Annotated in this window: 19 protein-coding genes and 1 tRNA gene; 10 read left to right on the forward strand and 10 right to left on the reverse strand. The window is 59.2% G+C overall.

Going from position 1 to position 26,533, the window contains the following annotated elements:
• Window position 1: 1 nt before the first annotated feature.
• The 7 genes from BLX89_RS20160 to katG form a co-directional block, all read right to left on the reverse strand.
• A complete protein-coding gene (locus BLX89_RS20160) occupies window positions 2-853 on the reverse strand; it encodes an HpcH/HpaI aldolase/citrate lyase family protein (protein WP_075292758.1) in 852 nt (283 codons plus the stop codon).
• The gene (locus BLX89_RS20165) at window positions 850-1,302 is read right to left on the reverse strand and encodes a MaoC family dehydratase (protein ID WP_075292759.1); all 453 of its coding nucleotides are present in this window, start codon (window positions 1,300-1,302) and stop codon (window positions 850-852) included. Before BLX89_RS20165 ends, BLX89_RS20160 begins: the two co-directional genes overlap by 4 nt.
• Complete coding sequence (locus BLX89_RS20170; protein ID WP_075292760.1) at window positions 1,302-3,161, reverse strand: acetyl/propionyl/methylcrotonyl-CoA carboxylase subunit alpha; 1,860 nt, start codon at window positions 3,159-3,161, stop codon at window positions 1,302-1,304. Before BLX89_RS20170 ends, BLX89_RS20165 begins: the two co-directional genes overlap by 1 nt.
• Window positions 3,162-3,168: 7 nt before the next feature.
• Entirely contained in the window at window positions 3,169-4,779 is a 1,611-nt protein-coding gene (locus BLX89_RS20175; RefSeq protein ID WP_075292761.1) for a carboxyl transferase domain-containing protein, read from the reverse strand.
• Complete coding sequence (locus tag BLX89_RS20180; protein WP_075292762.1) at window positions 4,776-5,921, reverse strand: isovaleryl-CoA dehydrogenase; 1,146 nt, start codon at window positions 5,919-5,921, stop codon at window positions 4,776-4,778. Before BLX89_RS20180 ends, BLX89_RS20175 begins: the two co-directional genes overlap by 4 nt.
• 246 nt (window positions 5,922-6,167) lie before the next feature.
• Window positions 6,168-6,707 (reverse strand): acyloxyacyl hydrolase, encoded by a 540-nt coding sequence (locus BLX89_RS20185; protein ID WP_158025975.1) that lies wholly within the window; start codon window positions 6,705-6,707, stop codon window positions 6,168-6,170.
• A 406-nt stretch (window positions 6,708-7,113) separates the two neighbouring features.
• Window positions 7,114-9,297, reverse strand: a complete 2,184-nt coding sequence (gene katG, locus BLX89_RS20190; RefSeq protein WP_075292764.1) for a catalase/peroxidase HPI — start codon at window positions 9,295-9,297, stop codon at window positions 7,114-7,116.
• A gap of 140 nt (window positions 9,298-9,437) precedes the next feature.
• Between katG and BLX89_RS20195 the strand changes: the two genes are divergently transcribed.
• From BLX89_RS20195 to BLX89_RS20230, 8 genes are all read left to right on the forward strand, one after another.
• Window positions 9,438-10,343, forward strand: coding sequence for a hydrogen peroxide-inducible genes activator (locus tag BLX89_RS20195; RefSeq protein ID WP_075292765.1), 906 nt, complete (start codon window positions 9,438-9,440; stop codon window positions 10,341-10,343).
• Between the two features lie 129 nt (window positions 10,344-10,472).
• Complete coding sequence (locus BLX89_RS20200; RefSeq protein WP_083637733.1) at window positions 10,473-11,354, forward strand: DUF707 domain-containing protein; 882 nt, start codon at window positions 10,473-10,475, stop codon at window positions 11,352-11,354.
• Window positions 11,355-11,600: 246 nt separating this feature from the next.
• On the forward strand, window positions 11,601-13,430 hold the full coding sequence (locus tag BLX89_RS20205; RefSeq protein ID WP_075292767.1) for a glycosyltransferase: 1,830 nt from the start codon (window positions 11,601-11,603) through the stop codon (window positions 13,428-13,430).
• A 277-nt stretch (window positions 13,431-13,707) separates the two neighbouring features.
• Window positions 13,708-16,386 carry a polysaccharide pyruvyl transferase family protein gene (locus BLX89_RS20210; protein ID WP_075292768.1) on the forward strand — a complete coding sequence of 893 codons (2,679 nt, stop codon included), beginning with the start codon at window positions 13,708-13,710 and terminating at the stop codon, window positions 16,384-16,386.
• A 7-nt stretch (window positions 16,387-16,393) separates the two neighbouring features.
• On the forward strand, window positions 16,394-17,842 hold the full coding sequence (locus tag BLX89_RS20215) for a polysaccharide pyruvyl transferase family protein (RefSeq protein WP_158025976.1): 1,449 nt from the start codon (window positions 16,394-16,396) through the stop codon (window positions 17,840-17,842).
• A 73-nt stretch (window positions 17,843-17,915) separates the two neighbouring features.
• A complete protein-coding gene (glf, locus tag BLX89_RS20220) occupies window positions 17,916-19,025 on the forward strand; it encodes a UDP-galactopyranose mutase (protein WP_075292770.1) in 1,110 nt (369 codons plus the stop codon).
• A 164-nt stretch (window positions 19,026-19,189) separates the two neighbouring features.
• On the forward strand, window positions 19,190-19,858 hold the full coding sequence (locus BLX89_RS20225; RefSeq protein WP_075292771.1) for a L,D-transpeptidase: 669 nt from the start codon (window positions 19,190-19,192) through the stop codon (window positions 19,856-19,858).
• A gap of 11 nt (window positions 19,859-19,869) precedes the next feature.
• Window positions 19,870-20,400 (forward strand): OmpA family protein, encoded by a 531-nt coding sequence (locus BLX89_RS20230; RefSeq protein ID WP_075292772.1) that lies wholly within the window; start codon window positions 19,870-19,872, stop codon window positions 20,398-20,400.
• A 93-nt stretch (window positions 20,401-20,493) separates the two neighbouring features.
• Here the strand turns inward: BLX89_RS20230 and BLX89_RS20235 are convergent, their stop codons facing one another.
• Window positions 20,494-21,825 carry a dicarboxylate/amino acid:cation symporter gene (locus BLX89_RS20235; protein ID WP_280950595.1) on the reverse strand — a complete coding sequence of 444 codons (1,332 nt, stop codon included), beginning with the start codon at window positions 21,823-21,825 and terminating at the stop codon, window positions 20,494-20,496.
• A gap of 280 nt (window positions 21,826-22,105) precedes the next feature.
• Here BLX89_RS20235 and BLX89_RS20240 point away from each other — a divergent pair, with 280 nt between their 5' ends.
• Window positions 22,106-23,884, forward strand: coding sequence for a sensor histidine kinase (locus BLX89_RS20240; RefSeq protein ID WP_083637739.1), 1,779 nt, complete (start codon window positions 22,106-22,108; stop codon window positions 23,882-23,884).
• Window positions 23,881-25,236 carry a sigma-54-dependent transcriptional regulator gene (locus tag BLX89_RS20245; RefSeq protein WP_075292774.1) on the forward strand — a complete coding sequence of 452 codons (1,356 nt, stop codon included), beginning with the start codon at window positions 23,881-23,883 and terminating at the stop codon, window positions 25,234-25,236. Before BLX89_RS20240 ends, BLX89_RS20245 begins: the two co-directional genes overlap by 4 nt.
• A 167-nt stretch (window positions 25,237-25,403) precedes the next feature.
• Here BLX89_RS20245 and BLX89_RS20250 read toward each other — a convergent pair.
• Together BLX89_RS20250 and BLX89_RS20255 are read right to left on the reverse strand one after the other, a co-directional pair.
• A tRNA-Lys gene (locus tag BLX89_RS20250) sits at window positions 25,404-25,479 on the reverse strand.
• A 127-nt stretch (window positions 25,480-25,606) separates the two neighbouring features.
• Complete coding sequence (locus tag BLX89_RS20255) at window positions 25,607-26,518, reverse strand: PhzF family phenazine biosynthesis protein (protein WP_075292808.1); 912 nt, start codon at window positions 26,516-26,518, stop codon at window positions 25,607-25,609.
• Window positions 26,519-26,533: the final 15 nt, after the last annotated feature.

Genomic DNA, 26,533 nt, shown 5'->3' on the forward strand with positions numbered 1-26,533 from the left:
GTCAAAACCCGTCAACCGCTTCAACGATCGCCATGGCCAGCTTCAGATGCGGGCGATCAAGCATGCGCCCGTCGAGCTGGATGGCGCCTGCCCCCGGGTTTTCAGCGAACAGCGCCACAATCCGCCGGGCGCGCGTGATTTCTTCTTCTCCCGGCGTGAACGCCCGGTTGATCACCTCAACCTGCGACGGATGGATCGCCAGCATGCCGGAAAATCCATCCCGCCGCCCACGCCGCGCATAGGCCTCCAGCCCCGAAAGATCCCGAATATCCGGGTAAACCGTCTCAATGGCCGGCACCCCGGCGGCATGGGCGGCAAAGAGCGCCAGCGACCGCACCATCCGGTAAGGCTCGGTATAATCCCCATTCGCTTCCCGCGCCGAGAGCGCGCCGATCGCCGCCGGCAAATCCTCGGCTCCCCAGGTCAGCCCGCAGATTTCCGGGCCAACCTGCGTATAGGTGCCAAGCTGAAAAATAGCCGCTGGCGTCTCCGTCGCAATGGGCAGGATCGGGAGCGTTGCCCCCGCCACCTTGCTCACATGCACCGACAGCGCCCGCATCGAGGCAGCGCCTTCCGCCTTCGGCAAGACGAGCCCATCAGGAAGACCTGAGGCCAGAACCCTAAGGTCCTTCTCCAGATCGTCGCTTTCCAGAGAACTAAAACGCACGAAGACCGCGCAGCCTGATTTATGTTCAGCGAGAAACTTACCTACAGCTTCCCGCGCCTTATCCTTCGAGGCGGCCACCACCGAATCCTCAAGGTCGAGAATGATCGCATCCGCACCCGAAGCGACAGCTTTTTCAAATCGCTCGGGCCGATCGCCCGGCACGAAGAGCAGCGAGCGCAGTCTCATAGCGGTCGCCTCTGCAACAGCGCGGTGCGCAGCATCTTGCAGACGACCTCGTCCCGCTGGTTGAACGTTGTGTGCTCGAAGGTGACGATGCCCGCACCCGGCCGCGAACCGGAGGGACGGAGCGCGGTTACTTCCGTCTCCACCCTCAGCGTATCGCCGACAAACACCGGCTTTGGCATCACCACCTTGTCGTAACCGAGATTGGCGACCAGCACGCCCAGCGTCGTATCGCCTACGGACAGGCCGACCGTCAGCGCAAAGGTGAAAGTGCCGTTGACGACGATTCGCCCAAACTCGGTCCCAGCGGCATATTCGGCATCCAGATGCAGCGGCTGCGGGTTGTGGGTGAGCGTGGTGATCAGCAGATTGTCGGTTTCCGTCACGGTGCGGCGGATATCGTGGGCGATCCGGTCACCGATAGCCCATTCATCGAAATAACGCCCCGCCATCACGTCTCATCCTTCACGACGGTCGCCATCACCTGGCTTTCGCTGACCTTCATGCCGACGGCGGCACGCAAACCCTTCACGGTGCCGTCGAAGGGCGCTTTCAGGCTATGCTCCATCTTCATCGCCTCGATCGTCATCAGCCGGTCTCCCTTGCGCACGCTTGCGCCTTCCGTCGTTTCGACCAGGGTGACCAGCCCCGGCATCGGCGAGAGGATTGCACCATCGCCACCGTGATCGGCGGCCTCGACGCGGCTGGCGCTTGGCAGGCCAAGCTGCCAGGCGGCCCCTTCATGAAAGAGCACGGTGTCCCCGCCGAAAGCGACGGCGCTGCCGGCTCCTCCGGCATGCCCGACATAAGGCTTGTCGCCGACCAGCACATTCACCCGGAAATCAAAGTCGGCGGCAATGCGAAAACCGGTCAGCGCGCCCCATGGATCGCTCTCATTCCGTCGCGAAAGGCTCGCCGCTGCCGCGTCGATGACGGCCTGTTCCGGCTCCTCCGTCACAAGCTTCCCGCCCTTGCGATCCAGAAAGCCGGTATCGACCGCCCGTGCCCTAAAATCCTCATCCTCGGCAATCCGGAAGAGCAGATTGGCGTTGGATTTCACCGGCCAGATCTCGATCTCGCCACAAGCCTTCGCCAGCCGGTCGAGGGCCGCGTCGCGATCATGGCCATGGGCGATGATCTTGGCGATCATCGGGTCGTAGAAGCTGGTGATCTCGTTGCCCTCTTCCACGCCGCTATCGACGCGCACCTTTTTGGGCAATCTCAAATGCTCCAGCACCCCGGTCGAGGGTAGATATCCGGTCTGCGGATTTTCCGCATAAAGCCGTGCCTCGACTGCGCAGCCGCGCATCGCGATCTCCCCTTGCGTCTTCGGCAGCGGCTCGCCGGCCGCCGCCTTCAACTGCCAAAGCACAAGGTCTTCCCCGGTGATCGCCTCGGTCACCGGATGCTCGACCTGCAGCCGCGTGTTCATCTCCATGAACCAGATGCGATCGGCCCGCAGTCCCTCGGAGGCATCGGCGATAAACTCGACCGTCCCTGCCCCGATGTAATCGACGGCCCGCGCAGCCTTCACAGCTGCGTCACAGATCGCCTCCCGCGTCGCCGCATCCATGCCGGGTGCTGGCGCTTCCTCGATGATCTTCTGGTGGCGTCGCTGCACCGAGCAATCCCGCTCGAACAGATGCACGGTATCGCCATGGCTATCGGCAAAGACCTGAACCTCGATATGGCGCGGATTGCGGATATATTTTTCAATCAGCACCCGATCATCGCCGAAGGAAGACGCCGCCTCGCGTCGGCAGGAAGCAAGCAAAGCCAGAAAATCCCCGGTCTCATCCACCCGCCGCATGCCCTTGCCGCCACCGCCGGCCACGGCCTTGATCAGCACCGGGTAGCCGATCTCGCCGGCTTCGCGCGCCAGCCTCTCATCGGATTGATCGTCCCCCATATAACCCGGCGTCACCGGCACGCCGGCGCGCTGCATCAGCGCCTTGGCCGCATCCTTCAGTCCCATCGCGCGGATCCCTGATGGCGGCGCCCCAACCCAGGTCATGCCGGCCGCCTGCACCGCCTCGGCAAATTCGGCATTTTCCGAAAGGAAACCATAGCCCGGATGAACAGCCGCAGCCCCGGTCTTCGCCGCAGCTTCCAACAGCCGCGGCACCGAGAGATAACTCTCCCGCGCCGGCGCTGGCCCGATTGCGACGGCCTCGCTCGCCTCCCTTACGTAGGGCAAGCCGGCATCGACCTCCGAATAAACGGCGATCGTGCGGATACCCAAACCGTTTGCGGTGCGAATGATGCGGCGGGCGATTTCGCCGCGATTGGCAATCAGCAAGCTTTCGAACATGGCTTCCTCACATCCTGAAGACGCCGAAGCGCGGCGCTTGCGGGATCGGTGCATTGAGAGCAGCCGAGAAGGCCAGCCCCAGCACGTCGCGCGTTTGCATCGGGTCGATGATGCCATCGTCCCAGAGCCGCGCTGTCGCGTAGTAGGGGCTGCCCTCCCGCTCATACCCCTCACGGACGATACTCTTGAACGTCTCCTCCTCCGCCACCGGCCAGGCCTCGCCGCGCATTTCCATCGCGTCGCGCCGGATCGTTGCCAGCACCGAGGCCGCCTGCTCGCCGCCCATGACGCTGATGCGGCTGTTCGGCCAGGTGAACAAAAACCGCGGCCGGTAAGCCCGGCCGCACATGCCGTAATTGCCCGCGCCAAAACTGCCGCCGATCAGCACCGTCACCTTCGGCACGCTGGCGGTTGCAACCGCCGTCACCAGCTTTGCCCCATCCTTGGCGATGCCGCCCGCCTCATATTTCCCGCCCACCATGAAGCCGGAGATATTTTGCAGGAACAGCAGCGGTGTACGCCGCTGGCAGGCAAGCTCGATGAAATGCGCGCCCTTCAGCGCGCTTTCGGAAAACAGCACGCCATTGTTGGCGATAACAGCCACCGGCATGCCCCAGATACGGGCAAAGCCGCAGACCAGCGTCGTCCCGTAAAGCTGCTTGAACTCATGAAACTCAGAACCATCGACAATACGCCCGATCATCTCGCGCACATCGTAGGGAATGCGCACATCCTGCGGCACGATCCCGTAGAGATCCGCCGGATCGAGTTTTGGCGCGCGCGGCGGGGCAAGCTCGATATCGACGCTCTTCACCCGGTTCAAACGCGCCACGATATCGCGCACGATCATCAGCGCATGGGTATCGTTTTCAGCGACGTGATCGACCACGCCGGAGCGCCGCCCATGGGTATCGGCGCCGCCCAGCTCTTCGGCCGAAATCACCTCCCCCGTCGCCGCCTTCACCAGCGGCGGGCCGGCGAGAAAGATGGTGCCCTGATTGCGCACGATCACCGTCTCGTCGGACATGGCCGGCACATAGGCGCCGCCCGCCGTGCAGCTTCCCATCACGCAGGCGATCTGGGCGATGCCGGCAGCCGACATCTGCGCCTGATTGTAGAAGATCGCACCAAAATGATCGCGGTCGGGAAAGACCTCCGCCTGATGCGGCAGGTTCGCCCCGCCGGAATCGACGAGGTAGACGCAGGGCAGCCGGTTTTCCAGCGCCACTTCCTGCGCCCGCAGATGCTTTTTCACGGTCATCGGAAAATAGGCGCCGCCTTTGACCGTCGCATCATTGGCGACGATCATCACCTCACGGCCCGAGACCCGGCCGATGCCGGTGACGATGCCCGCACCCGGCGCCTCGCCGTCATACATTCCGTTCGCCGCCAGCGTCCCCAGCTCCAGAAAAGGGCTGCCGGCATCGAGCAGCGCCTGCACCCGGTCGCGTGCCAGAAGTTTGCCCTTGGCGGTATGGCGTTCTCGCGCCCGCGCCGGCCCACCCTCGCGAGAGAGCCCAGCCTGTCGCCGAAGCTCCTCGGCAAGCCCCAGATTGACGTCATGGTTCGAACGAAATGCGTCGCTGTCGCGGTCAACGGCGGTGGAGAGAATCGTCATGAAGCGACAAGCTCCCGGCCGATCAGGTAGCGACGGATTTCATTTGTGCCGGCGCCGATATCATAGAGCTTTGCATCCCTCAGATACCGCTCCACCGGCCATTCCCTGGTGTAGCCCGCCCCGCCCAGCGCCTGGATCGCTTCCATCGACACTTTCACCGCATTCTCGCTGGCAAGCAGAATGGCGGCGGCGGCATCGGCGCGTGTGGTGCGCCCGGCATCGCAGGCCTGCGCCACGGAATATACGTAAGATCGCGCCGAATTCAGCGCCACATACATATCCGCGACCTTGGCCTGCATCAGCTGAAAATCGCCGATCGGCTTGCCGAACTGTTTGCGCTCCCGCACGTAGGGCAGCACGATATCGAGGCAGGCCTGCATGATCCCGAGCGGTCCGGCGGCCAGCACCGCCCGCTCGTAATCGAGCCCGGACATCAGGATTTTCACGCCCTCTCCTTCACGCCCCATCAAGGCTTCCGCAGGGATTTCGCAATCTGTGAAGACCAGTTCCGCCGTGTCGCTGCCGCGCATGCCCATCTTTTCGAGTTTCGGCGAAACGCTGAACCCCGCCGTGCCCTTCTCGATGATGAAGGCGGAAATGCCCTTCGGCCCCGCCGCCATATCGGTTTTGGCATAGACGACCAGCACATCGGCATGCGGTGCATTGGTGATCCAGAATTTCGTGCCGTTCAGCACATAACGGTCGCCCTTCTTCACCGCCTTGAGCTGCATGGAAACGACATCGGACCCCGCCCCCGCCTCCGACATGGCAAGCGAGCCGACATGCTCGCCGGAAATCAGTTTAGGTAAATAGCGGCTCTTCTGATCGGGCCGCGCCCAGCGGCGGATCTGGTTGATGCAGAGATTGGAATGCGCCCCGTAGCTAAGCCCGACGGAAGCCGAAGCCCGCGAAACCTCCTCCATAGCGACCACATGCTCGAGATAGCCGAGCCCCAGCCCGCCGAATTCTTCCTCGACCGTAATGCCGTGCAGCCCGAGCGCGCCCATTTCCGGCCAGAGCTGGCGTGGAAAACTGTTGGTCCGGTCGATGTCGGCTGCGATCGGCGCAATCTTGTCGGCAGCAAAACGCGCCGTCGTCTCGCGAATGGCATCCGCCGTCTCGCCGAGCGAAAAATCAAACATATTTCTCCTCCCCCCGAAACGCTCTCCCAACGCAGCGGGTCTATACAATTACATATGGAGGATCGCGCCGAAGTCCATTCGACGACAGCGAATTTCTGTGTATCGCCACTGGAAGCCTTCATCCGAACGGTGCTTGTTTTGGTTCAAGCACACCCGAAATTGGCACCGGGATACGCACGAAGGCGGGTGGAATGCCGGAGATATCGGCTATCGCAACGAGCGGCCGAGCGCCGCCGGTCGGCACTGTCAGAACTTCACGCCAAGCTGAAGCCCCGCATGGGTCAGCCCGTCATTCGGGCCGTCGCAGAGATTGGCATGGGAAGAATGATCGATCGTTGCGAGCACATTGACCTTGTCGGTCACGGCAACACCTAGGGAGGCATGCTCACGGAACAGGAAACGACAGCCAAGTCTTGGACCATCGCCGCTATCGAGATTGCCGTTGTGGACAGTGCCGCCGGCACCGAACTCCGCGAAAAACCGTTCGGTGATCGGCACATGCCAGTTCAGGCCCGCATAGGCCTGATCCACGGCGTCGGTCCCGCCGGAAACACCAAGCTGCACGCGCGGTTCCAGAAATATCTTGCCGATGCCGGTATAGGATGAATCGAACGGGGCGAAGTAGATTTCCGCCGATCCGAGAAGACCGCTCTGCTGCGAGCTCGAACTTTCGAGCAACCCGCCAACACCGATGCGAACCTCATCCACTATATCACCCGCATAAGTGGCCTGAGACGATACGAAAAACGAGGCTGCGACAAGAAGTATATTAGAAATGACGCGCATAACGCCTCCGAAAACCATCACGAATCATCAAAGCGATGTTATCGTCATGCTCGCCTTTGTCCATGAAACGTGCCTGATTTTCGCTGGCAGGATCAGTTTGGCGCAAGCCTCGAACAGTTCGCCCGACGGCAAACAACGCCACCACGCCGGACGGTAAGCCCTCGACCGCGTCAGCGCTATTAAATATGATAATGACCGGAAAGCTGGCTGGCGCCGTTTTGCGGCAATCGAACGAAGAGCCAGAGGAGGTCTGCCGAAGCCTTGAACGTCAGGACGCAAAGGCATTCATCGATTGGAAGCCATGGAGGGCAGCGTCTCAGTCTACCGACACAGGAAGCCGTAAAATCCTATTCCAGAAGATCGTGTGTCCGGGCAAGTCACCCTGCCCGGACACCGGTTTCATCGATCAGACGAGATCGAAACGGTCGGCGTTCATCACCTTGTTCCAGGCAGACACGAAGTCCTTGACGAACTTGCCCTTGGCATCGGACTGGGCATAGACCTCTGCGAAGGCGCGCAGCTGCGAGTGCGAACCGAAGATCAGGTCGACGCGCGTGGCGGTCCACTTGAGTTCGCCCGACGTGCGGTCACGACCTTCATAGACGCCCTTCGTGTCTGCGGACGGCGACCACACGGTCGCCATGTCGAGCAGATTGACGAAGAAGTCGTTGCTCAGCACTTCCGGCTTGTCGGTGAACACGCCATGCTCCGGCGAACCCGTCTTCAGGACGCGCAGACCGCCAAGCAGAACGGTCATTTCCGGACCTGTCAGGGTCAGGAGCTTGGCGCGGTCAACCAGGGCTTCCTCCGGCTTCATGAACTGGATGCGTTTTTCGTTCACGTAGTTGCGGAAGCCATCGATACGCGGCTCCAGAGCGGCGAAGGAGGCGGCATCCGTCTGCTCTTCGGAAGCATCCATGCGACCCGGCGTGAACGGCACGGTGACGTCGTGACCGGCAGCCTTGGCGGCCTTTTCAACGCCGGCAGCGCCTGCGAGCACGATCAGGTCGGCAAGCGAAATCTTCTTGCCGGATGCCTGGAAGTCGGCCTGGACACCTTCAAGAACGCCAAGGACCTTGGCGAGCTGCTCCGGTTCGTTGACTTCCCAATTCTTCTGTGGCTCCAGGCGGATGCGTGCGCCATTGGCGCCGCCGCGCTTGTCGGAGCCGCGGAACGTCGAGGCTGAGGCCCAGGCGGTCGAAACCAGTTCCTGAACGGAGAGGCCAGATGCGAGAACCTTGGCCTTCAGCTCGGCGATCTCGGCGTCGTTCACCAGCGGATGATCGACCGGCGGGATCACATCCTGCCAGATCAGGTCTTCTGCCGGCACTTCCGGACCGAGATAACGGGCCTTCGGACCCATATCGCGGTGGGTCAGCTTGAACCAGGCGCGGGCAAAGGCGTCGGCGAACTGATCCGGGTTTTCAAGGAAGCGGCGCGAGATCGCCTCGTATGCGGGGTCGAAGCGCAGCGCGAGGTCCGAGGTAAGCATGCGCGGCAGATGCTTCTTCGTCGGATCGAAGGCATCCGGAATGGTTGCGCCGGCAGCCTTGGCAACCCATTGATGGGCGCCGCCCGGACTCTTTTCCAGCTCCCATTCGTAACCGAACAGGTTCCAGAAGAAGTTGTTGCTCCACTTGGTCGGCGTCGAGGTCCAGGTCACTTCGAGACCGGAACCGATCGCATCCTTGCCGACGCCGGTGTTGAACTTGCTCGCCCAGCCAAGGCCCTGCATTTCCAGTTCGCCGCCTTCCGGATCGACGCCGACGAAGGACGGATCGCCCGCGCCGTGTGTCTTGCCGAAGGTATGGCCGCCGGCGATCAGCGCCACGGTTTCTTCGTCGTTCATCGCCATCCGGGCAAAGGTCTGGCGGATGTCGCGGGCGGAAGCCAGCGGGTCAGGGTTGCCGTTCGGGCCTTCCGGGTTGACGTAGATCAGGCCCATCTGCACCGCGCCGAGCGGTTCTGCCAGCTCGCGTTCGCCGCTGTAGCGCTCGTCGCCGAGCCAGGTGCCTTCTGGACCCCAGTAGAGCTCTTCCGGCTCCCAGACGTCGGCACGGCCGCCGGCGAAACCGAAGGTCTTGAAGCCCATGGATTCCAGCGCGACATTGCCGGTGAGGATCATCAGGTCAGCCCAGGAGATTTTGTTGCCGTACTTCTGCTTGATCGGCCAGAGCAGGCGGCGGGCTTTATCGAGGTTGACGTTGTCCGGCCAGGAATTGAGCGGCGCGAAACGCTGCTGGCCCATGCCGGCGCCGCCACGGCCGTCAGTGATGCGATAGGTGCCGGCCGAGTGCCAGGCCATGCGGATGAAGAGACCGCCATAGTGACCGAAGTCTGCCGGCCACCAATCCTGCGAATCGGTCATCAGGGCATGCAGATCCTGCTTCACCGCATCGAGGTCGAGCGACTTGAAGGCTTCCGCATAGTCGAAGTTCTCGCCCATCGGGTCGGAGAGCTTGGAATGGGTGTGCAGGATCTGAATATCCAGAAGCTCCGGCCACCAGTCGCGATTCGACCGGCCGCGCGGCGTATGCCCGCCGCCATGAGCAACCGGACATTTGCCGGCAGTATCAGTTTTCTGGTCCATCGTCGTTCTCCTTGGTTACGTCTATGTCTTCGAGGACCTGCCGCGCGTCCTAAGCCGCGTCACCCTCTTTAGAACCCTTCTATAGAAAGCCACTCATAAATTTAAGTTGGATTTTTTGATTGTCCCGATAAGATTATCTGATGAAGAATGTTACACTCAAACAGCTACGCTATTTTGAAGCTTTGGCCCGCGATGGTCGCTTCAAGCGCGCTGCGGATGCCTGTGCCATCTCGCAACCTGCGCTGTCCATGCAGATCAAGGAACTTGAAGAGGAACTCGGAAACGACCTCTTCGAACGCAACGCACGCGAGGTGAGGCTTACGGCCTTTGGCGAGAGCTTTGCCCTGCGCGTTCGTGGCGTCCTGAATGCCGTGGAGGAGCTTGCAGACTTCGCAAGAGCATCCCGCAATCAGTTTCTTGCACGCCTCAGGATCGGCATCATACCCACGGTGGCACCCTATCTTTTGCCGGCGATCATAAAGGATTTGAACGCCGCATTCGAGGGCATTCAGATCGAGGTGCGCGAAACCCAGACATCCAGGCTGGTGCAGGAGCTGAACCAGGGAAATCTCGATTTCGCGATCGTCGCCCTGCCCGTCTCGGAGCCGTCGCTTACGGAACTGAAGCTCTTCGACGAGGAATTCGTTCTGGTGCGGCGCCCGGAAGACAAGGGAAAACCGGTGCCGGAGCGCGAGGCCCTGCGCGAAATGCGGCTGTTGCTCCTGGAAGAAGGCCATTGTTTTCGCGAGCAGGCTTTGTCCTTCTGCAAGATCGGCTCGGCTCGCCCACGGGAGGTGATGGAGGGAAGCTCGCTGTCGACACTCGTGCAGATGGTCAGCGCCGGCATCGGCGTAACCCTCATTCCGGAAATGGCCGTCCCGATCGAGACCCGCTCCGCGGAGGTCTCCATCTCCTATTTCCCGACATCCCCGCCGTCGCGTACCATAGGCATGATCTGGCGCAACTCGACGCCGCTGACGAAGCAACTCGGCGAGATCGCCGAAGTCGTGCGACGATCGATCCGGCAAATGCGCGCCGGTGACTGAGGTCCACACTGGAGATTTGCGTTCCATTGTCGATGGACGTCTGGAGAAAAATCGGTTGGCTTGAAGTTGTCGCATCTGCCGAAACCGGCAACATCCGTGTTGACAGCGATCCGGCGCGGTTGACGCCGAATGGCAACGAAGCTACTCCACCTTCCCTATGTTCGGCTGCGATTGGATGTTGATCAGGTGGTGAAGGTGCTGGTTGTCTGTCGTCTGGAGCACGCGGCCAAAGCGCCCGCGTGGATGACAGCCCTTGACGGCATAGCGACATTCGTCTGCAGCACCTATGGCAATCAACCCGAACCGGACGTGCATCACTTCCGCGGCGGGAAATGGGTCGGCATTGTCGATTTCTTTCATCAGAACCCTGATCTGATCAATGCCTACGACTACTTCTGGTTTCCGGACGACGATATTGAAACCCAGCCAGAGACCGCCCTGGACTTTTTAAAGCTATGCACCAGCGAAGGGCTTGAACTGGCTCAGCCGGCGCTCTTGCCGTCAAGCTACTTCGCCTACCGGGAGACAATCGCAAATCCCAGGTTCCGGCTTCGCAGGACGAATTTCGTTGAGCTGATGATGCCTTTGATGCGGCGGGATTTCCTCGTGAAAATACTGCCGCTGCTGGAAGGAAAGCACGCCGCGCTCGGGATCGACTGGGTGTGGCAGACCATCGCTCGCGAGCCTTTCGAGAAAGTGGCCATCGTCGATCTTTATCCCATGCTGCACGGTCGCCCCCGCAACCTTCATCTTGTCGGCAAGATGAACAGTCAGGGCATCAGCCTTGCCGAGGAGCGGGCAAAAACATTTGCAAGCCACCACATCCAGCCGATGTCGCCGATCGTCTATAGCGGCAGGCTCAAGGGCGGCGCGGAGACACGCAGCAAACTGCGGCTGGCATTTGAAATTGCGCTCGGGTATCTCAGCGTAAAAAGCAAGATCGTCAACGGCCGCTGGCCGGAGACTTATGCGGCCAAACTTGCCTGGCGCCAGCTGCGGGCATCCCGCTGAGTTTCCTCTCTGTGTGGTGCTCACGTTTTTGCCAGAAACATATGTTCGAACGCTGCGCAGACGGCAGTTCAGTCACACTAGATAGGCTCTGGGACGCACTAACGGTCCCCCAAAAGTGGACCTCCAGACTGGAGAGACAGGGTTTACTTTTATTAGTCGGCTGGCTACTTAGCCATCTTTCGACAATGGACTAGCCGGCTGCCGGACGCTGAAAGCTAGCGATTTTTAATTGGGACGTTTGAAAGAATGAACGAAATTACGCCAATCCAAACCAAGGATTTACAGTCGTTGCAGGTGGTGGAAACGTCTCTCGTTCAGCGGCTTCTCACGCCTGAGCCCGGAATCAACAGCGAATATCCGCTGTTTTACCACCACGGTGACGGCCAGGCGGGATATGATACGCTGCGCAAAGCTTATTTCGTTCAGCGCGGCGCGCGGATCAGTTTTAACAGCTATTTCAACGCGTTTCCGGCTCATCTCTATGATCTGAAAGATCGCGAGGTAACGGTGGAAATCCGGGCCACCGGCGAGTTCTACCTACAGTTCGTCATGGCGCGACACGGAAGAAGCTGGGAGCACCTCTACAACAGCAAAGTAGAGCTTGGCGAAGGCGAAAGCGAGTTCGTCCGCTTGCCCACTCTCCCCTTTGATGGGTTGGTATATGCTGAAATCATCGCCGTGCGCGACACGGTCATCCACGGCATCGATTACAATATTGTAGGAAAGCCCAACAAGGACGTTACGCTGACTGCCGTCATTACGACCTTCAAGAGAAATGACGCGGTTCAGACGACAGGCAAACGGATTCAGGCCTATTTCGATGCCAACCCCGACCTTCTCCCTCGTTTCCAGCTCCTTGTAATCGACAATGGCGGCGATACCGACAGCATCCCCTTCAGCAAGGGCCGGGTCATCAAGAACAAGAACCTGGGCGGTGCCGGCGGTTTCACGCGCGGCTTGATGGAAGTCACCGACAACCAGCTTTCGTCGCATGTGCTGTTCATGGACGACGATGCCAGTTTCTTTCCGGAATCTCTTCGCCGGACAATCTCTGTGCTGCAGTTCTCGGCGTCTGAAAACCTGGCCGTCAGCGGCGCCATGATCACGGAAAGCCAGAAATGGCGCATGTGGGAGAACGGTGCCACATTCGACCGCAGCTGCCGTCCGATCGACAACGGCCGAGATCTGCGCAACTTCCATGAGGTTGTGGCGATGTCGGTCGGGCAACCGCGCCATTCGAAGAACAAATATGCGGGCTGGTGGTATTTCTGCTTTCCCGTGTCATCCGTAAAAGTCTGGCCTTTCCCGTTCTTCGTACGCGGCGACGACAGCTACTTTTCGCTTTCGAATGATTTCGACATCATCACGATGCCCGGCGTTGCGTCGCATCAGGAAGACTTCTTTACCAAGCAGTCGCCGCTGACCCTTTATCTCGACATGCGCTATCACATCGTCCATCACCTGACGTTTGATGATCTCGAGATCGGAAAGCGCAACATCCGCAAGATGGCCGAGCGCTATTTCAACCGCTTCAACAACAGCTACCACTACGAATCTGCCCAAGCCGTCAACCTTGCAATCGAGGACGTGCTGGCGGGAGATGCTTTCTGGGAACAGAATGTAGACATGGCCGAAAAGCGAAAGAAAATCGCCGGCATGACCATCCGCGAAAAGGTGCAGGACGGCGTATCGATCGATATTACACGCCTCACGAAACATTCCCCGCGCCGGAACAAGGGCCCGTGGATGTCATTCTGGCGGAGCGTGACGTTCAACGGCCACATCCTCCCGGAAAAACTCTTCTACAAACGGGCTGTTCTTTATCCGCTGGATGTCCGCGCAATTGAGCACGACACCTTCCTGCGCCCCTATTCCGTCACCCTCGACCCGTCGACCGGTAAGGGTTACACATGCAAGATCGACAAGAAGCTCTATTTCGAAAACCGCAAACAGTTCCTCGCCCTGGCGAAGCGCCTAGAGAGTGAATATGAGAACCTGCGGAAACGCTACACCGGAGCCTCGTCTACCATGACGGCCAAGGACGCCTGGAAGCGCCGTTTTGGAATGACGGCCTGAAGATCGAAACATTTTTTGGCCACAACCGAATACACCTGATGCAATCAATGACGATCGCGACGGGCTTAGTGGGGCCAAATTATCAAAGGACACGATGCGAGTAACGCGTATGCTGACCTCCCGAAGAGTGCCCAAAAAACCGAATATGAAAACAGAATGTAACCAGTCGACAGATCATGGCGACATAAAATATTTGCGTGACTTCGTGAGTTGATAGCCTTAAGCGCCTTAAACGTAGCGTAGCGACCAACACGATAAATTAAGCAGGAAACTTAGCATGGCTGATCAGAAGCAGGAAAAATTCGACGTCGGGGTTGTTGGCGTTGGTGTTGGTGCAAACTACGGCTCAGTTCTGACTTACTACAGCCTCTACAAGACGATCGAATCTTTCGGGAAGAAGGTTCTGATGGTCTCGAAAATCGGAGCTAAGGCGAGCGATCCCGAAATCCAGAATACGCATGCTATTCGCTTCGCTCGCGAACACTACAATCTAAGCAAACTGTATAGCCAGAAGACGGTCAAAGAGCTGAACAAGATTGCGGATACATTCGTAATTGGTTCTGACCAAGTCTGGAATTACGGCATCTCGCAGCATTTCGCAAAGGCGTTTTACCTTGATTTTGCTGGCGACGATAAGCGTAAGCTTTCCTACGCCGCTTCGTTTGGCCATGCGAAGGACCTTGCACCCGCGGAAGAAGTTCCGAAAATTTCGGCGCTGATGAAGCGCTTCAACGCGATTTCGGTCCGGGAAGACGTCGGTGTCGATATTGCGCGCGATACTTATGGTGTGCCGGCTAAACAGGTTGCTGAACCGATCTTTCTAACCGGGACCGAAAAATACCGGGAGCTCGCGGCGCGATCGACACTAGATGTGTCTGAGCCATACCTGCTCGCCTACATCCTTGATCCAACTCCGGAAAAAAAGGCTGCAATAGAGCACGTTGCCAAGAAACTGGGTTTGAAAATCAGGATCATTCTGGATGCTTGGCCACACCTCTTCGAAGAGAATAAGAAGAAGATGGATATTGCGGGGGCCGTCGAGGAAGGTATTGAAACGTACGACTTCCTGAAGCTCTACGCCAACTGCTCATACGTTGTTACCGACTCGTTCCACGGAACAGCTTTTGCATTGAAGTTCGAGAAGCCGTTTGCATCGATTGGCAACAAGCGACGCGGGGTGGTGCGTTTCGATTCAATGTTCCGTTTGATCGGCAATCGCGACCGATTCACGATGAAACCGGAAGAGATCGTCAAAAAGGACGCCCGCTTCCTGGCGCCCATGGACTATGCAAAAATCACCAGCGCGCTCGACAAGCATGTCAAGGAATCGAAGGACTGGTTGAAGGCCTCCCTTGAAAAACCCGTCAAGGACACGATCGGCGCTTCGGAACCCAAAACGACCGTGGCCTCTAAACCCAAAACTGTCGATACCGGTGGAACCGTCAGCGTGGAGTTCCGTGGCCCTGCAAACGCCGTTGGGAAGGTCGTTGATTTTCTGAAGCACCAGCTTAGCAAGCAGCGCTTTAAACTTGATCGACCGACATTTACAGCGAACAACGAAGTATGGCGAACGGAGCCGCTTGCTCGTGCAACACGGATCGCCGTAGCGTCGGCTGATGCTGCCGTGCGCGGAAATCTTGTCTGGACTGACCTGCCCGTTCCCTTGCGCGCAAATACCGCTTATGAGTTGACGATCGAATGGACGCTAAGAACATCTTCCCGTTCTGTAAATCTTCATATCCGCAATCCCGAAACAGGAAAATTTAAGGTCGTCGGCACCATTCCGGTCGGCCCGGAGGTCGATGTCCGACGCACGGATACAGTCAGCTTCATGGTCCCCGGCGACGGCTTCACGCAAATCATGTTCGGCGCGGTTCATTTCAGTGGCGTAAATGCCGGAGCGGATATTGCCACAATCACGGTGCAATCCATCAGGCCGGACGCTGTAGTTCCCAACGCGCCGGCCATCCCGGCGGGCAAAGCCGGTCGGGATCCAGCCCTCGTTGCCCGAGAACTGAGTCAAGCGGACAATGACCGTTTTATCGGCGCCTATGCCCAGCATAGGGTTTCGCGGAACATCGCAAATGCGCGTTCGCTTATGATGTACTACAGCCACGGCTTCGAGAAAGGCTTGAGCCGTACGACCAATTTTCGTCCAGGCTTCGGTGAAGCAACCATGTCTCAGCTCGCGCCCGAGATGAACAAATGGGTTGCTGCGGGTCATAGCACTCAGGATTCATTCTTCCAGATAGCAGCATCGGTGATGCATTCGTACTTCGAGCGCCATAAGGAAGCCGGAGTAGATGTGTCGCACTTTATGAAACTTTTCAGTCCTGCTGTGCAGGCCGAAATCAATAAGGCCGACAAAACACTCGGCGGTGCGGTAGCCGCGCATGCTGATCGCGAACCGGTGCTTGACAGCATTCAGAACCGCAACTTTCTTGAACTCGCCTTTGGACGCCGTAGCGTTCGTGAATTCACGTCGGAACCGGTCAAGAATGAAGATATTCGGCGCGCAGTCGAGATCGCGATGCAGGCTCCGTCCGTTTGTAACAGGCAGCCCGCCCGCGTTCATCAATTCGACGATGTCGATACCATGCGCGCGGTGCTCGACCTTCAGGGCGGTTTCCGAGGCTATAAAATGCCGCCAAAGCTGCTTCTGGTTACCAGTGATCTCTCGGCTTTTGTCGCTGCGGTCGAACGGAATCAGGCGTTCATCGACGGCGGCCTTTTCATGATGATGCTCCTGCTCGGAATTGAACAGGTTGGTCTCGGTGGATGCTCGCTCAACACCGCGATGAGTAAGGAACGTGAGGACGCAATCCGCAAGATACTGAACCTTCCAGAGTCGGAAATTCTCATTGCCTTCATTGCCGTTGGTCACTTCGATCCGGAAGTTATGATCCCGCGATCAAAGCGCATCGGCCTTGATGAAGTCCTCGTCAAACATTCCTGATATTGGCATGGCTCAAACTCTCGGAGCTATGGGGGAAACCTTGAAAAAATACGACGTCGCCATTCTCGGCGTGTGGTACGGGCTGAACTATGGCAGCCTGCTGACCTACTATGCACTGCGCAAACAGATTGAAGCCACGGGCAAGTCCGTGGTGATGGTCCAATATCTGCCGGATAACAAGCCGGCCAGCATGAGCGATGAGCAAAGGCCGGAAGCTCACAACAATCAGTTCATTGCCAAACAAGGTTATGAAACACACTTGTTGCAGTCTTCAAACGCGCGTTCGGTGAACGAACTGGCCGATACGTTCGTTGTCGGTAGCGACCAAGTCTGGAACTACCATATCGCCCGCCTGTACGACGAGTTTTTCTACATGTCGGCGATCGACGCAAACAAGCGGAAGATCGCCAACGCAGTATCGTTCGGTCATGCTGTCGATTTTGCACCCGCGGAGGAACGTCCGCGGATCGCGAACCTGATGAAGCGCTTCAACGCCATTTCGGTGCGGGAGGACAGTGGTGTCGATTTGATGCGCACGGAGTATGGCGTTCCGGCGGAATGGCACGCCGACCCGCTTCTGACGATCGATTCAGAAGACATACGCGCCCTTGGGACAGACGCAAAGATCGAGCTTGGCGAGAAACCCTACCTGCTGGCCTACATTCTCGATCCCAGCGAGGACAAGATAAACGGCATCATGGGTCTGGCCGCGAAACTCGGTCTGGAGATCAAGGTCGTGGTAGACGGCTTCGCCCACAACCGCACTGCAAACATCGAAAGACTTGGCGTCCTGGCGGAAAAAGCCCAAGACAATGTTGGCGTCGAGGAGTTTGTCGACCTGTTTGCAAACAGCTCCTATGTGGTCACTGATTCCTTCCATGGCACGGTCATGTCCATCAAGATGGAAAAAGATTTTGCGATTGTAACCACGGCGAAGATGCATCGCGGCCAGACGCGCATCGACTCTCTGTTGCGGCTTACAGGCCTTTTTGCGCGGCATACGTTCGATGCAAACGCGATTGCTGGACGTCGCCGGTTCGTGACGCCCATCGACTATACGCAAGTCAATCAACTCATCAGCCGAACGGCGGCATTGTCGAAATTGTGGCTGACGACAGCGCTCGATATTCCGATTGATGTCAAGATTGGAATTTCTCCCGTCAAACTGGATGATGGAGAGTTGTCCGATATCATGATCGGCAAAAAGAACTGGAGTTTTGGCCTGCTGGGCAAGCCCCCATACACTGAAGAAGTCAGGTTTCTGGCTGATGGAACCATCGCGGGCATACAGAGCAAAAACGAGTTCTACTGGGAGGTCCGCAATTCGACATTGCTGCTAAGCAACCGTCAGCGAGAACTTACACATAGTTTCAGCCTGAAGTCCCTGAAGTTTGGCAAGCCTGTGCTGCACGGCGACACGGTATTTGATCACTCCCTTGTTCATGTCCTAAGCTGACTGGCGAGCGCTCAAGCTCCGTAGTAACGCTGTTGCCAACAAGAATCGCAGATATCTAGGGTTAGGGAAGTTCATGCTGAGAGTTTGTGCCGTCGGGGCGGGGTTTAGCGGCGCGGTGATTGCGCGGGAGTTGGCGGAGAAGGGCCAGAAGGTTCTTGTCATCGACGAGCGTGCGCATATCGCCGGAAATTGCCATACGGAGCGCGATGCGGCCACCGGCGTGATGATCCATCGTTACGGGCCGCATATCTTCCACACCGCCGACGATCGCGTCTGGGACTATATCCGCCGCTTCGGCGAGATGATGCCGTATGTCAACCGCGTGAAAGCAACCGTCAAGGGCAAGGTCTACTCGCTGCCGGTCAACCTGCACACGATCAACCAGTTCTTCGGCACCACGATGGGACCGGCGGAAGCCCGCGCCTTCGTCGAGAGCCGTGCGCGCATGGACATCGAGGATCCGCAATCCTTCGAGGAGCAGGCGCTGCGCTTTGTTGGCGAAGAGCTCTACCACGCCTTCTTCCGCGGCTATACGCGCAAGCAATGGGGTGTCGAGCCGTCGCAATTGCCAGCCTCGATCCTGAAGCGCCTGCCGCTGCGCTTCAATTATGACGACAACTATTTCAACCATCCCTATCAGGGCATGCCGAAAGATGGCTACAGCGCCATCGTGAAGGGCATTCTCGATCACGAGAACATCGAGGTCCGCCTGAACTGCAGCTACGAAAGCCTCTCGGAAGAGTTCGCCCACGTCTTCTATTCTGGCCCGCTGGATCGCTATTTCCGCTACGATCTCGGCCGTCTCGGCTATCGCACACTGGATTTCGAAGAAGTGCGTGGCACGGGCGACATGCTGGGAACGGCCGTGATGAACTATCCGGACGAGGACGTGCCGTTTACCCGCATTTCAGAGCACAAGCACTTCGCCCCCTGGGAAGCCGATAAGTTCGAGAACACGGTTGCCTTCCGTGAATACAGCCGCGCCTGCGGCGAAGGCGACACGCCCTACTATCCGATCCGCCTGCTGGACGACAAGAAACTCCTCGACCAGTACGAAGAGCGGACGCGCGCGGAAACGTCGGTCACCTTCGTCGGACGCCTTGGAACCTACCAGTATCTCGATATGGACGTGACGATCGGCCGTGCGCTGGATGTGGCGGAAGCCTATCTCGAGCGCCTCTAAGGCCGCCGTCGAACGGCAGCCCGGCAGGATTTGAAAGGCCGGCGAAGCGCAAAGCTTCGCCGGCCTTTTCATTTCCGGCGGTCGACAGATGAGTTTTCGGTTGTAGCAAATGAAAAATCTGGTTTACTGAGGCTTCTCTGCTTGGCTTTTGGGGGATATTGCCGATGGAGTTGACCCGCAGGACGACGTTACTTGGAAGTTTGGCGTTAATCGGTAGCAGCGCGGTTCACAAGCCGGCATTGGCGGCTGCGGCATCCTATTTTTCGGGCACCGCCGTCGATAACGGCGTCACCTACAAAGCCACGAACTTCGCCAATATCGACAGGAAATGGCACCGCCAGGTTGTCAAGTATTTCAGCAGCGAGCCGATCGGCACCGTCGTCGTCGATACGCGGCATCATTTTCTCTACCTGATCATGGAGAACAAGACGGCGATCCGCTACGGGGTCGGCGTGGGCCGTGACGGCTTCAAGTGGTATGGCCGGGCGACGATCGACCAGAAAGCCCTGTGGCCGAAGTGGACGCCGCCGCCGGAAATGCGCAAGCGCCATCCCGACCTGCCGGAATCGGTGGAGGGCGGCTCCCCGAAGAACCCGCTTGGCCCCCGCGCTATGTATCTGCTGCGCGACGGCGTCGATACCGGTTATCGGTTCCACGGTACATTGGAGCCCGGCAGCATCGGCAAGGACGCCTCCTCCGGCTGTATCCGCATGTTCAACGAGGATGCGATCGACCTTTACCAGCGTTGCCCCATCGGCACGGCTGTCCAGGTTCTGCCCCATATTGCAGACCAGGCCCCTGCCCAGGTCAGCGACGCAACTCCGGTCGAATAAGGAAATACCCCATGTCTTTCGTAACCGGTTTCTTCAGGCCGCTTTTCGCGGCAGCCATACTCCTGAGCCTTACCGCGTGCAACACAACCGAACTGGCAGAGGTGGAAGAGCCCGCCGCCCAGCCCATGACCGGCCAGACGAACGATCCGGCCCCCGGGTTCGAGAACGTGGTGGCGGGGAGCGAAGAGGATTTCATCCTCAATGTCGGCCGGCGCACCTATTTCACGCAGGATTCGTCGACGCTCGATTCGGTCGCCAAGGCAACGCTCGACAAACAGGCCGTCTGGTTGAACAGCAACCCGCGCTGGCTCATCAAGCTGCAAGGCTTTGCCGATGATTCCGGCTCCGCTTCCAAAATGATGACGCTCTCCCAGAAGCGCGCCGATGTGGTCATGGCCTATCTCGCCTCCAAGGGCGTGGCGGCCAATCGCATGTGGGCCAAGGGCTACGGCAATGACCGCGAAGTGCGCGATTGCACGGATCGCTCCTGCAAGGTTCAGAACCGCCGCGTGGTTTCCAACCTGCGCACCGAGCGCGATTGATCAAGCCACTCCGGACGTGCATTCATCTGAATATCCGCACGCAAATGGCCGGGCCCTTCGCAAGAAGGACCCGGCCATTGACTTTTGATCGCCTTATTCCGCCGGCTGCAGCGCCGGTGTTTCCGCCTGCGTCTCGCTCGTGCCACCCGCCAGCGCCGCATTGAGCATTTCGACATCGAGCTCGTTTTCCCAGCGGGCAACGACGATGGTGGCGACGGCATTGCCAACGAAGTTGGTCAGCGCGCGGCATTCCGACATGAAGCGGTCGATGCCGAGGATCAGCGCCATGCCGGCGACCGGCACGGAGGGAACGACAGAGAGCGTGGCCGCAAGGGTGATGAAGCCGGCACCGGTGATGCCGGCAGCGCCCTTGGAGCTCAGCATGGCGACAAGCAAGAGCAGGATCTGGTCGCCGATCGACAGCGGGATATCCATCGCCTGCGCGATGAAGAGCGCCGCCATCGTCATGTAGATGTTGGTGCCGTCGAGATTGAAGGAATAGCCGGTCGGGATGACCAGGCCAACGACGGAACGCTTGCAACCTGCCTTTTCCATCTTCTGCATCAGGCCCGGAAGGGCCGCTTCCGAAGACGACGTGCCGAGAACCAAGAGCAACTCTTCCTTGATGTAGCGGATCAGCGCCAGGATCGAGAAACCGTTGTACTTGGCAACCGTACCCAGGATGACGAAGACGAACAAGAACGCGGTGAGATAGAAGGTGGCGATGAGGAAGGCGAGGTTGGCGACCGACCCGATGCCGTATTTGCCGATGGTGAACGCCATGGCGCCGAAGGCGCCGATCGGGGCTGCCTTCATCAGGATGGCGACCAGCCGGAAGATCGGCGCGGTCAGCGACTGAAGAAAATCGACGACCGGCTTGCCCTGTTCGCCGACCATGCCGAGTGCGATGCCGAACAGCACCGAGAAGAACAGCACCTGCAGGATGTCACCCTCGGCAAAGGCGCCGACGATGGTCAGCGGGATGATGTTCATCAGGAAGCCGGTGATGGTCGATTCATGCGCCTTGGTCGCATAGGTCGCGACAGCTTCTGCATCGAGCGTGCCGGGATCGATATGCATGCCGGCGCCCGGCTGCACGAGATTGGCGACGATCATGCCGACAACCAGCGCCAGCGTCGAAAAGGTCAGGAAGTAGAGCATCGCCTTGCCCGCGACACGCCCGACCTTCTTCAGGTCCGACATGCCGGCAATGCCGGTCGCGACCGTCAGGAAGATCACGGGAGCAATGATCATCTTGACGAGCCGGATGAAGGCATCGCCCAGCGGCTTCAGGCCGGCGCCGAAATCCGGATAAAAATGGCCGACGAGCATGCCGGCGATGATGGCAACGATCACCTGGAAATAGAGGTGGGTGTAGAATGGCTTGGCGTCGCGTGGTTCCGCGGCTGCAGACGAGATTTGCACGGCTTCCTCCTTTCGCACCCCAACCGGCAAAGCGGCTCTTCCCGGGGTGACTTGCTAAAACTGGAGAGATGCTTAGCAAGGGCCGTGCCAAGCTGATCAAGCGCTTTAAGCCATTATAAAATATAGGTTATTTTAGAAGGTCGGAGATCTACAGGATCATGTGTGCGATTTTCCGCACGACATGAATTGCAAAAGTGCGGATTTATGCCCACAATGAGCGATGGCAACCGTCTTGAATAAACGTCTCGCAAGTCCCTTCCATACGCCCCGGCGGCAATGGATGGCTTTTGCCGTGGCATTGCTTCTGGCTTCGGTGGCGGCACTTTATGCGGCCGGCATCTACGGCCGGGCCAGTGCCCTTTCAACGCTGGAGACACAGGGCCGTACGGATGCCAATCTCAAGGTCGCCTTGCTGCGCGCCGTACTGGAGCGACCACGCGCCCTCCCCTTTCTCCTGTCGCGCGACCGCGACGTGGAGGATGCGCTTATCGGCGCAGATGCCGGAAAGAGAAATCTGCTCGATCGCAAGCTGGAAGAGCTGGTCGCTGGCACCAGCGCTGCGGTCATTTATGTCGTCGATCGCAAGGGCCTGGCGATTGCCGCCAGCAACTGGCGCGAGCCGACCAGTTTCGTGGGCAACGACTATTCCTTCCGCGCCTATTTCTCCCGCGCAATGAAGGAAGGTACGGCCGAACATTTCGCGCTCGGCTCCGTCAGCAATCGTCCGGGCCTCTATATCTCGCATCGTATCGGCCCGGCCGACGCCCCGCTCGGCGTCGTCGTCGTCAAGATGGAATTCGACCGGCTCGAGCAGGACTGGCGGGAGACGCAACGCCCCTCCTACGTCGTCGATCCCAATCATGTGGTGCTGATCACCAGCATTCCCTCATGGCGTTTCATGACCACGCAGCCGTTGCCGACCGAAAGCCTCGCCGCCATCCGCGAGAGCCTGCAATTCGGCGAAGCCCCGCTTGCGCCGCTGCCCTTCACGCAGACAGAGGAGAGCAACATCATCCGCGCCGTGCAGCCAGGTGGCGGCGCGCAATCCTATTTGCGCATCACGACGTCTGTGGCGACCACGCCATGGCGGTTCGAATATCTCGTGCCGGTTTCCGATGCGGTTGCGGCAGGCATGCGGGAGGTACAGCTTCTGGCCGCCTTGGCCGTCGGCGCAATCGCGATCCTTGCCGCAATCTGGCTGCGCCGCCGCCAGACGTCCTCCGCCAACGCCGCCCGTGAGCAGGCCGCGCGCGAGGAACTGGAGCGGCGCGTGATCGAGCGCACGCGGGATCTGAGCCTCGCCCGAGACAGCCTGCAGGCCGAGATATCCGATCACCGGCAAACGGAGACGAAGCTGCAGGCGGTGCAACAGGATCTGGTGCAGGCCAACCGACTTGCGATCCTCGGTCAGGTCGCCGCCGGCGTCGCCCACGAGATCAACCAGCCACTCGCCACGATCCGTGCCTACGCCGACAATTCGAAAGTCTTCCTCGCCCGCAGCAAGCCTGAGCCGGTCCTGGAGAACCTCGATCTCATCGCCGGCCTCACCGACCGTATCGCGACGATAACCGAAGATCTGAAGGCGCTTGCCCGCAAAGGGCGCTCCGGCGAAGAACCGGTAAACTTGCAGGAGGTAATAGACGGCGCCGTCATGCTGCTGCGCAGCCGCTTTACCGGGCGCATGGACCGCCTGATCGTTTCCAACATGCCGCAGGGCCTTTGTGTGTTTGGCAACCGATTGCGGCTGGAGCAGGTTTTCATCAACCTCTTCCAGAACGCGCTTGAGGCCATGGAGGATCGTGAGGATGGGCGCGTGAACGTCTCCTTCGCCGTGGCGGAGAAGGACGTAATCGTGTCCGTCGCGGACAACGGCCCCGGTATTTCATCCGAAATCCTCAGCTCGCTGTTCGAACCCTTCAACACATCCAAGGAAAACGGCCTCGGCCTCGGCCTCGTCATCACGAAGGATATCGTCTCCGATTATGGCGGCCGGCTGGAGGTCGAGACGGATAAAGACGGCGCCTGCTTCAAGGTTCATCTCAGAAAGGTGCCAGCGTGACGACACCCGTTCTCCTCGTCGATGACGATCGGCCATTGCTGCGCGCTACCGCCCAGACGCTGGAACTCGCCGGCTTCGATGTCTCGCCGTTCAGTTCGGCGACAGAGGCACTAACGGCGCTCGACATGGATTTTGCCGGTGTCGTTGTGTCCGACATTCGCATGCCCGGCACGGACGGGTTGCAGCTTTTCGAACGCATCTGCGATCTGGACCGGGAAATTCCCGTCATCCTCATCACCGGCCACGGCGATATCCCAACGGCGGTGAAGGCCATTCAGGATGGTGTCTACGATTTCATCGCCAAACCCTTTGCGACCGAGCGGCTCATCCAGTGCGTACACCGGGCCGCGGAAAAACGTGGCCTCGTCATGGAAAACCGCCGCCTGAAGGAGGCGGCACGGCAGGCGGAGGATGGTTTTCCTCTGATCGGCCAGACGTTGGTAATGGACCGCCTGCGCCAGACCCTGCGCCAGATCGCCGATACGGATGTCGACGTGCTGGTGACCGGCGAGACTGGGAGCGGCAAGGAGGTGGTCGCCCGCCTGCTGCACGGCTGGAGCCGTCGCGCGAAGGGCAATTTCGTTGCGCTGAACTGCGGAGCCCTGCCCGAACAGGTGATCGAGAGCGAGCTTTTCGGCCACGAACCCGGCGCTTTTACCGGCGCCCAGAAGAAACGTATCGGTCGCATCGAGCATTCGAGCGGCGGCACGCTGTTCCTCGACGAGTTGGAAAGCATGCCGCCCTCCACCCAGATCCAGATGCTGCGTGTCCTGGAAATGCGGGAGGTGACGCCGCTCGGCACCAACGAGGTACGCCCCGTCGATATCCGCATCGTTGCGGCCGCCAAAGTCGATCTTGCCGATCCGGAGCAGCGCAAGGCTTTTCGCGAAGACCTCTATTACCGCCTGAACGTCGTGTCGCTTTCGATCCCACCGTTGCGCGAAAGGCGGGAGGATATCCCGCTGCTGTTCAGCTATTTCGCGGACCGTGCGACGCAGCGCTTTCAGCGTGAGGCACCCGCCCTTTCCGGTGACATCCTGCGGCATCTGCGCGAGCATGACTGGCCGGGCAATGTGCGCGAACTCTCGCATTTTGCCGAACGCGCCGTTCTGGGCGTCATGCCGTCCACGGCCACCGCGTCCAAGGCATCGGAGACGCACGGCCCGTCCGGTTCGCTTCCTGAACAGCTCGACCGGTTGGAAGCACAGATCATCCGCGACGCGCTTTCCGCCAATGACGGCAACGTGCAGCAAACGCTTGCGACGCTGGGGATCCCCCGCAAGACCTTCTACGACAAGCTCCAGCGCCACGGCATCGTGCGACGGGAATTTGCTGTGAAGGACGAGCAGTGAGCCGACGTCATCGCTGTCCGGCGCAATTTGCATATGGTTGGGAAATCTCGTCGCGCCCGTAAAAATCGAACGGTGGACAGCACGATTTTCGAGCCGAAGCACAAGCGGAAAAGAGCGCTCTAGAAGCGCTCAAACCACTTTAGCAAAACAAGCTATCAGATTTAAAATGGTGGGTGATCACGGGCTCGAACCGTGGACCCGCTGATTAAGAGTCAGCTGCTCTACCAACTGAGCTAATCACCCGTCCAGACCGCGTCGCCGCGGTGTGATTGGGCGTATAAAGGGCTTGGCCGGGATTGTCCAGTTCGGAAGATCATTTTTTTTGGCAAACCCGAAAAAAAATCCCTCAGATAATCTAAGCCAATGTTTTTTAGAGATAAAGTTCTCCACCGGCGATTTTGACCGCCTCCCCGCCAATGCGGGCAGTGGCGATTTCGCCCTTGTGGACATCAACATGCAGATGGATGAGAGAAGGCCGGCCCATCTCCACCCCTTGCTCGATCAGCACCGGATAATGCCCATCCATCAGTTGATCGAAGTGATGGATAGCGCCCGAAAATGCAGCGACGGCCGATCCCGTGGCCGGATCCTCCATCATGCGGAGCCCGGGCGCAAACATGCGGGCGTGGAAGCGCGCCGTGTGGTTCACGCCGCCACGACAGTAGAGATAGGCGCTGGCCAAAATGCCATCCGCCAGCGGCGCCAGCTGCTCCCAGGCCACCGGATCGAAATCCACCGCGGAAACGGCCGCCAGATCATGCAGCGGCACCATCACAAACGGGACCCCCGCGCTCCAGAACGAGGGCACATGGTTCTCGAAGCCGATCTGGGTGGACTTGAGACTGAGCGCATCGGAAAGCGCCTGCCGGTCGAAATGGGCATCGAGCCGGACCGATTTTCGTGGCAGATCGAACTCGGCAAACGTCGTGGCGTCCGCCTTCAGCCTCACGGCACAACGCACCGGCCCGATGTTTTCTTCCAGCACATGAACGATGTCCTGGTTCGATGCCCCGTTCTTCCGCTCGGCAATTGCGATTGCCGCACCGACCGTCGGGTGGCCGGCGAAGGGCAGCTCCCTTCCCGGCGTAAAGATTTTCAGTCGCGCCGCATGACCCGGCTGGGTTGGCTGGAACACGAACACCGTCTCGGAAAGGTTGAACTCCGCCGCAATCGCCTGCATCTTCCGATCATCCAGACCGTCGGCCTCGAAGACCACCGCCAGCGGATTTCCCGTCAGCCGTTCGGATGTGAAGACGTCATAGATCGCGTAGGGTCTGGCCACGAACTTCTCCTTCAG

The organism is Pararhizobium arenae (assembly GCF_001931685.1).
Taxonomy (GTDB): Bacteria; Pseudomonadota; Alphaproteobacteria; order Rhizobiales; family Rhizobiaceae; genus Pararhizobium; species Pararhizobium arenae.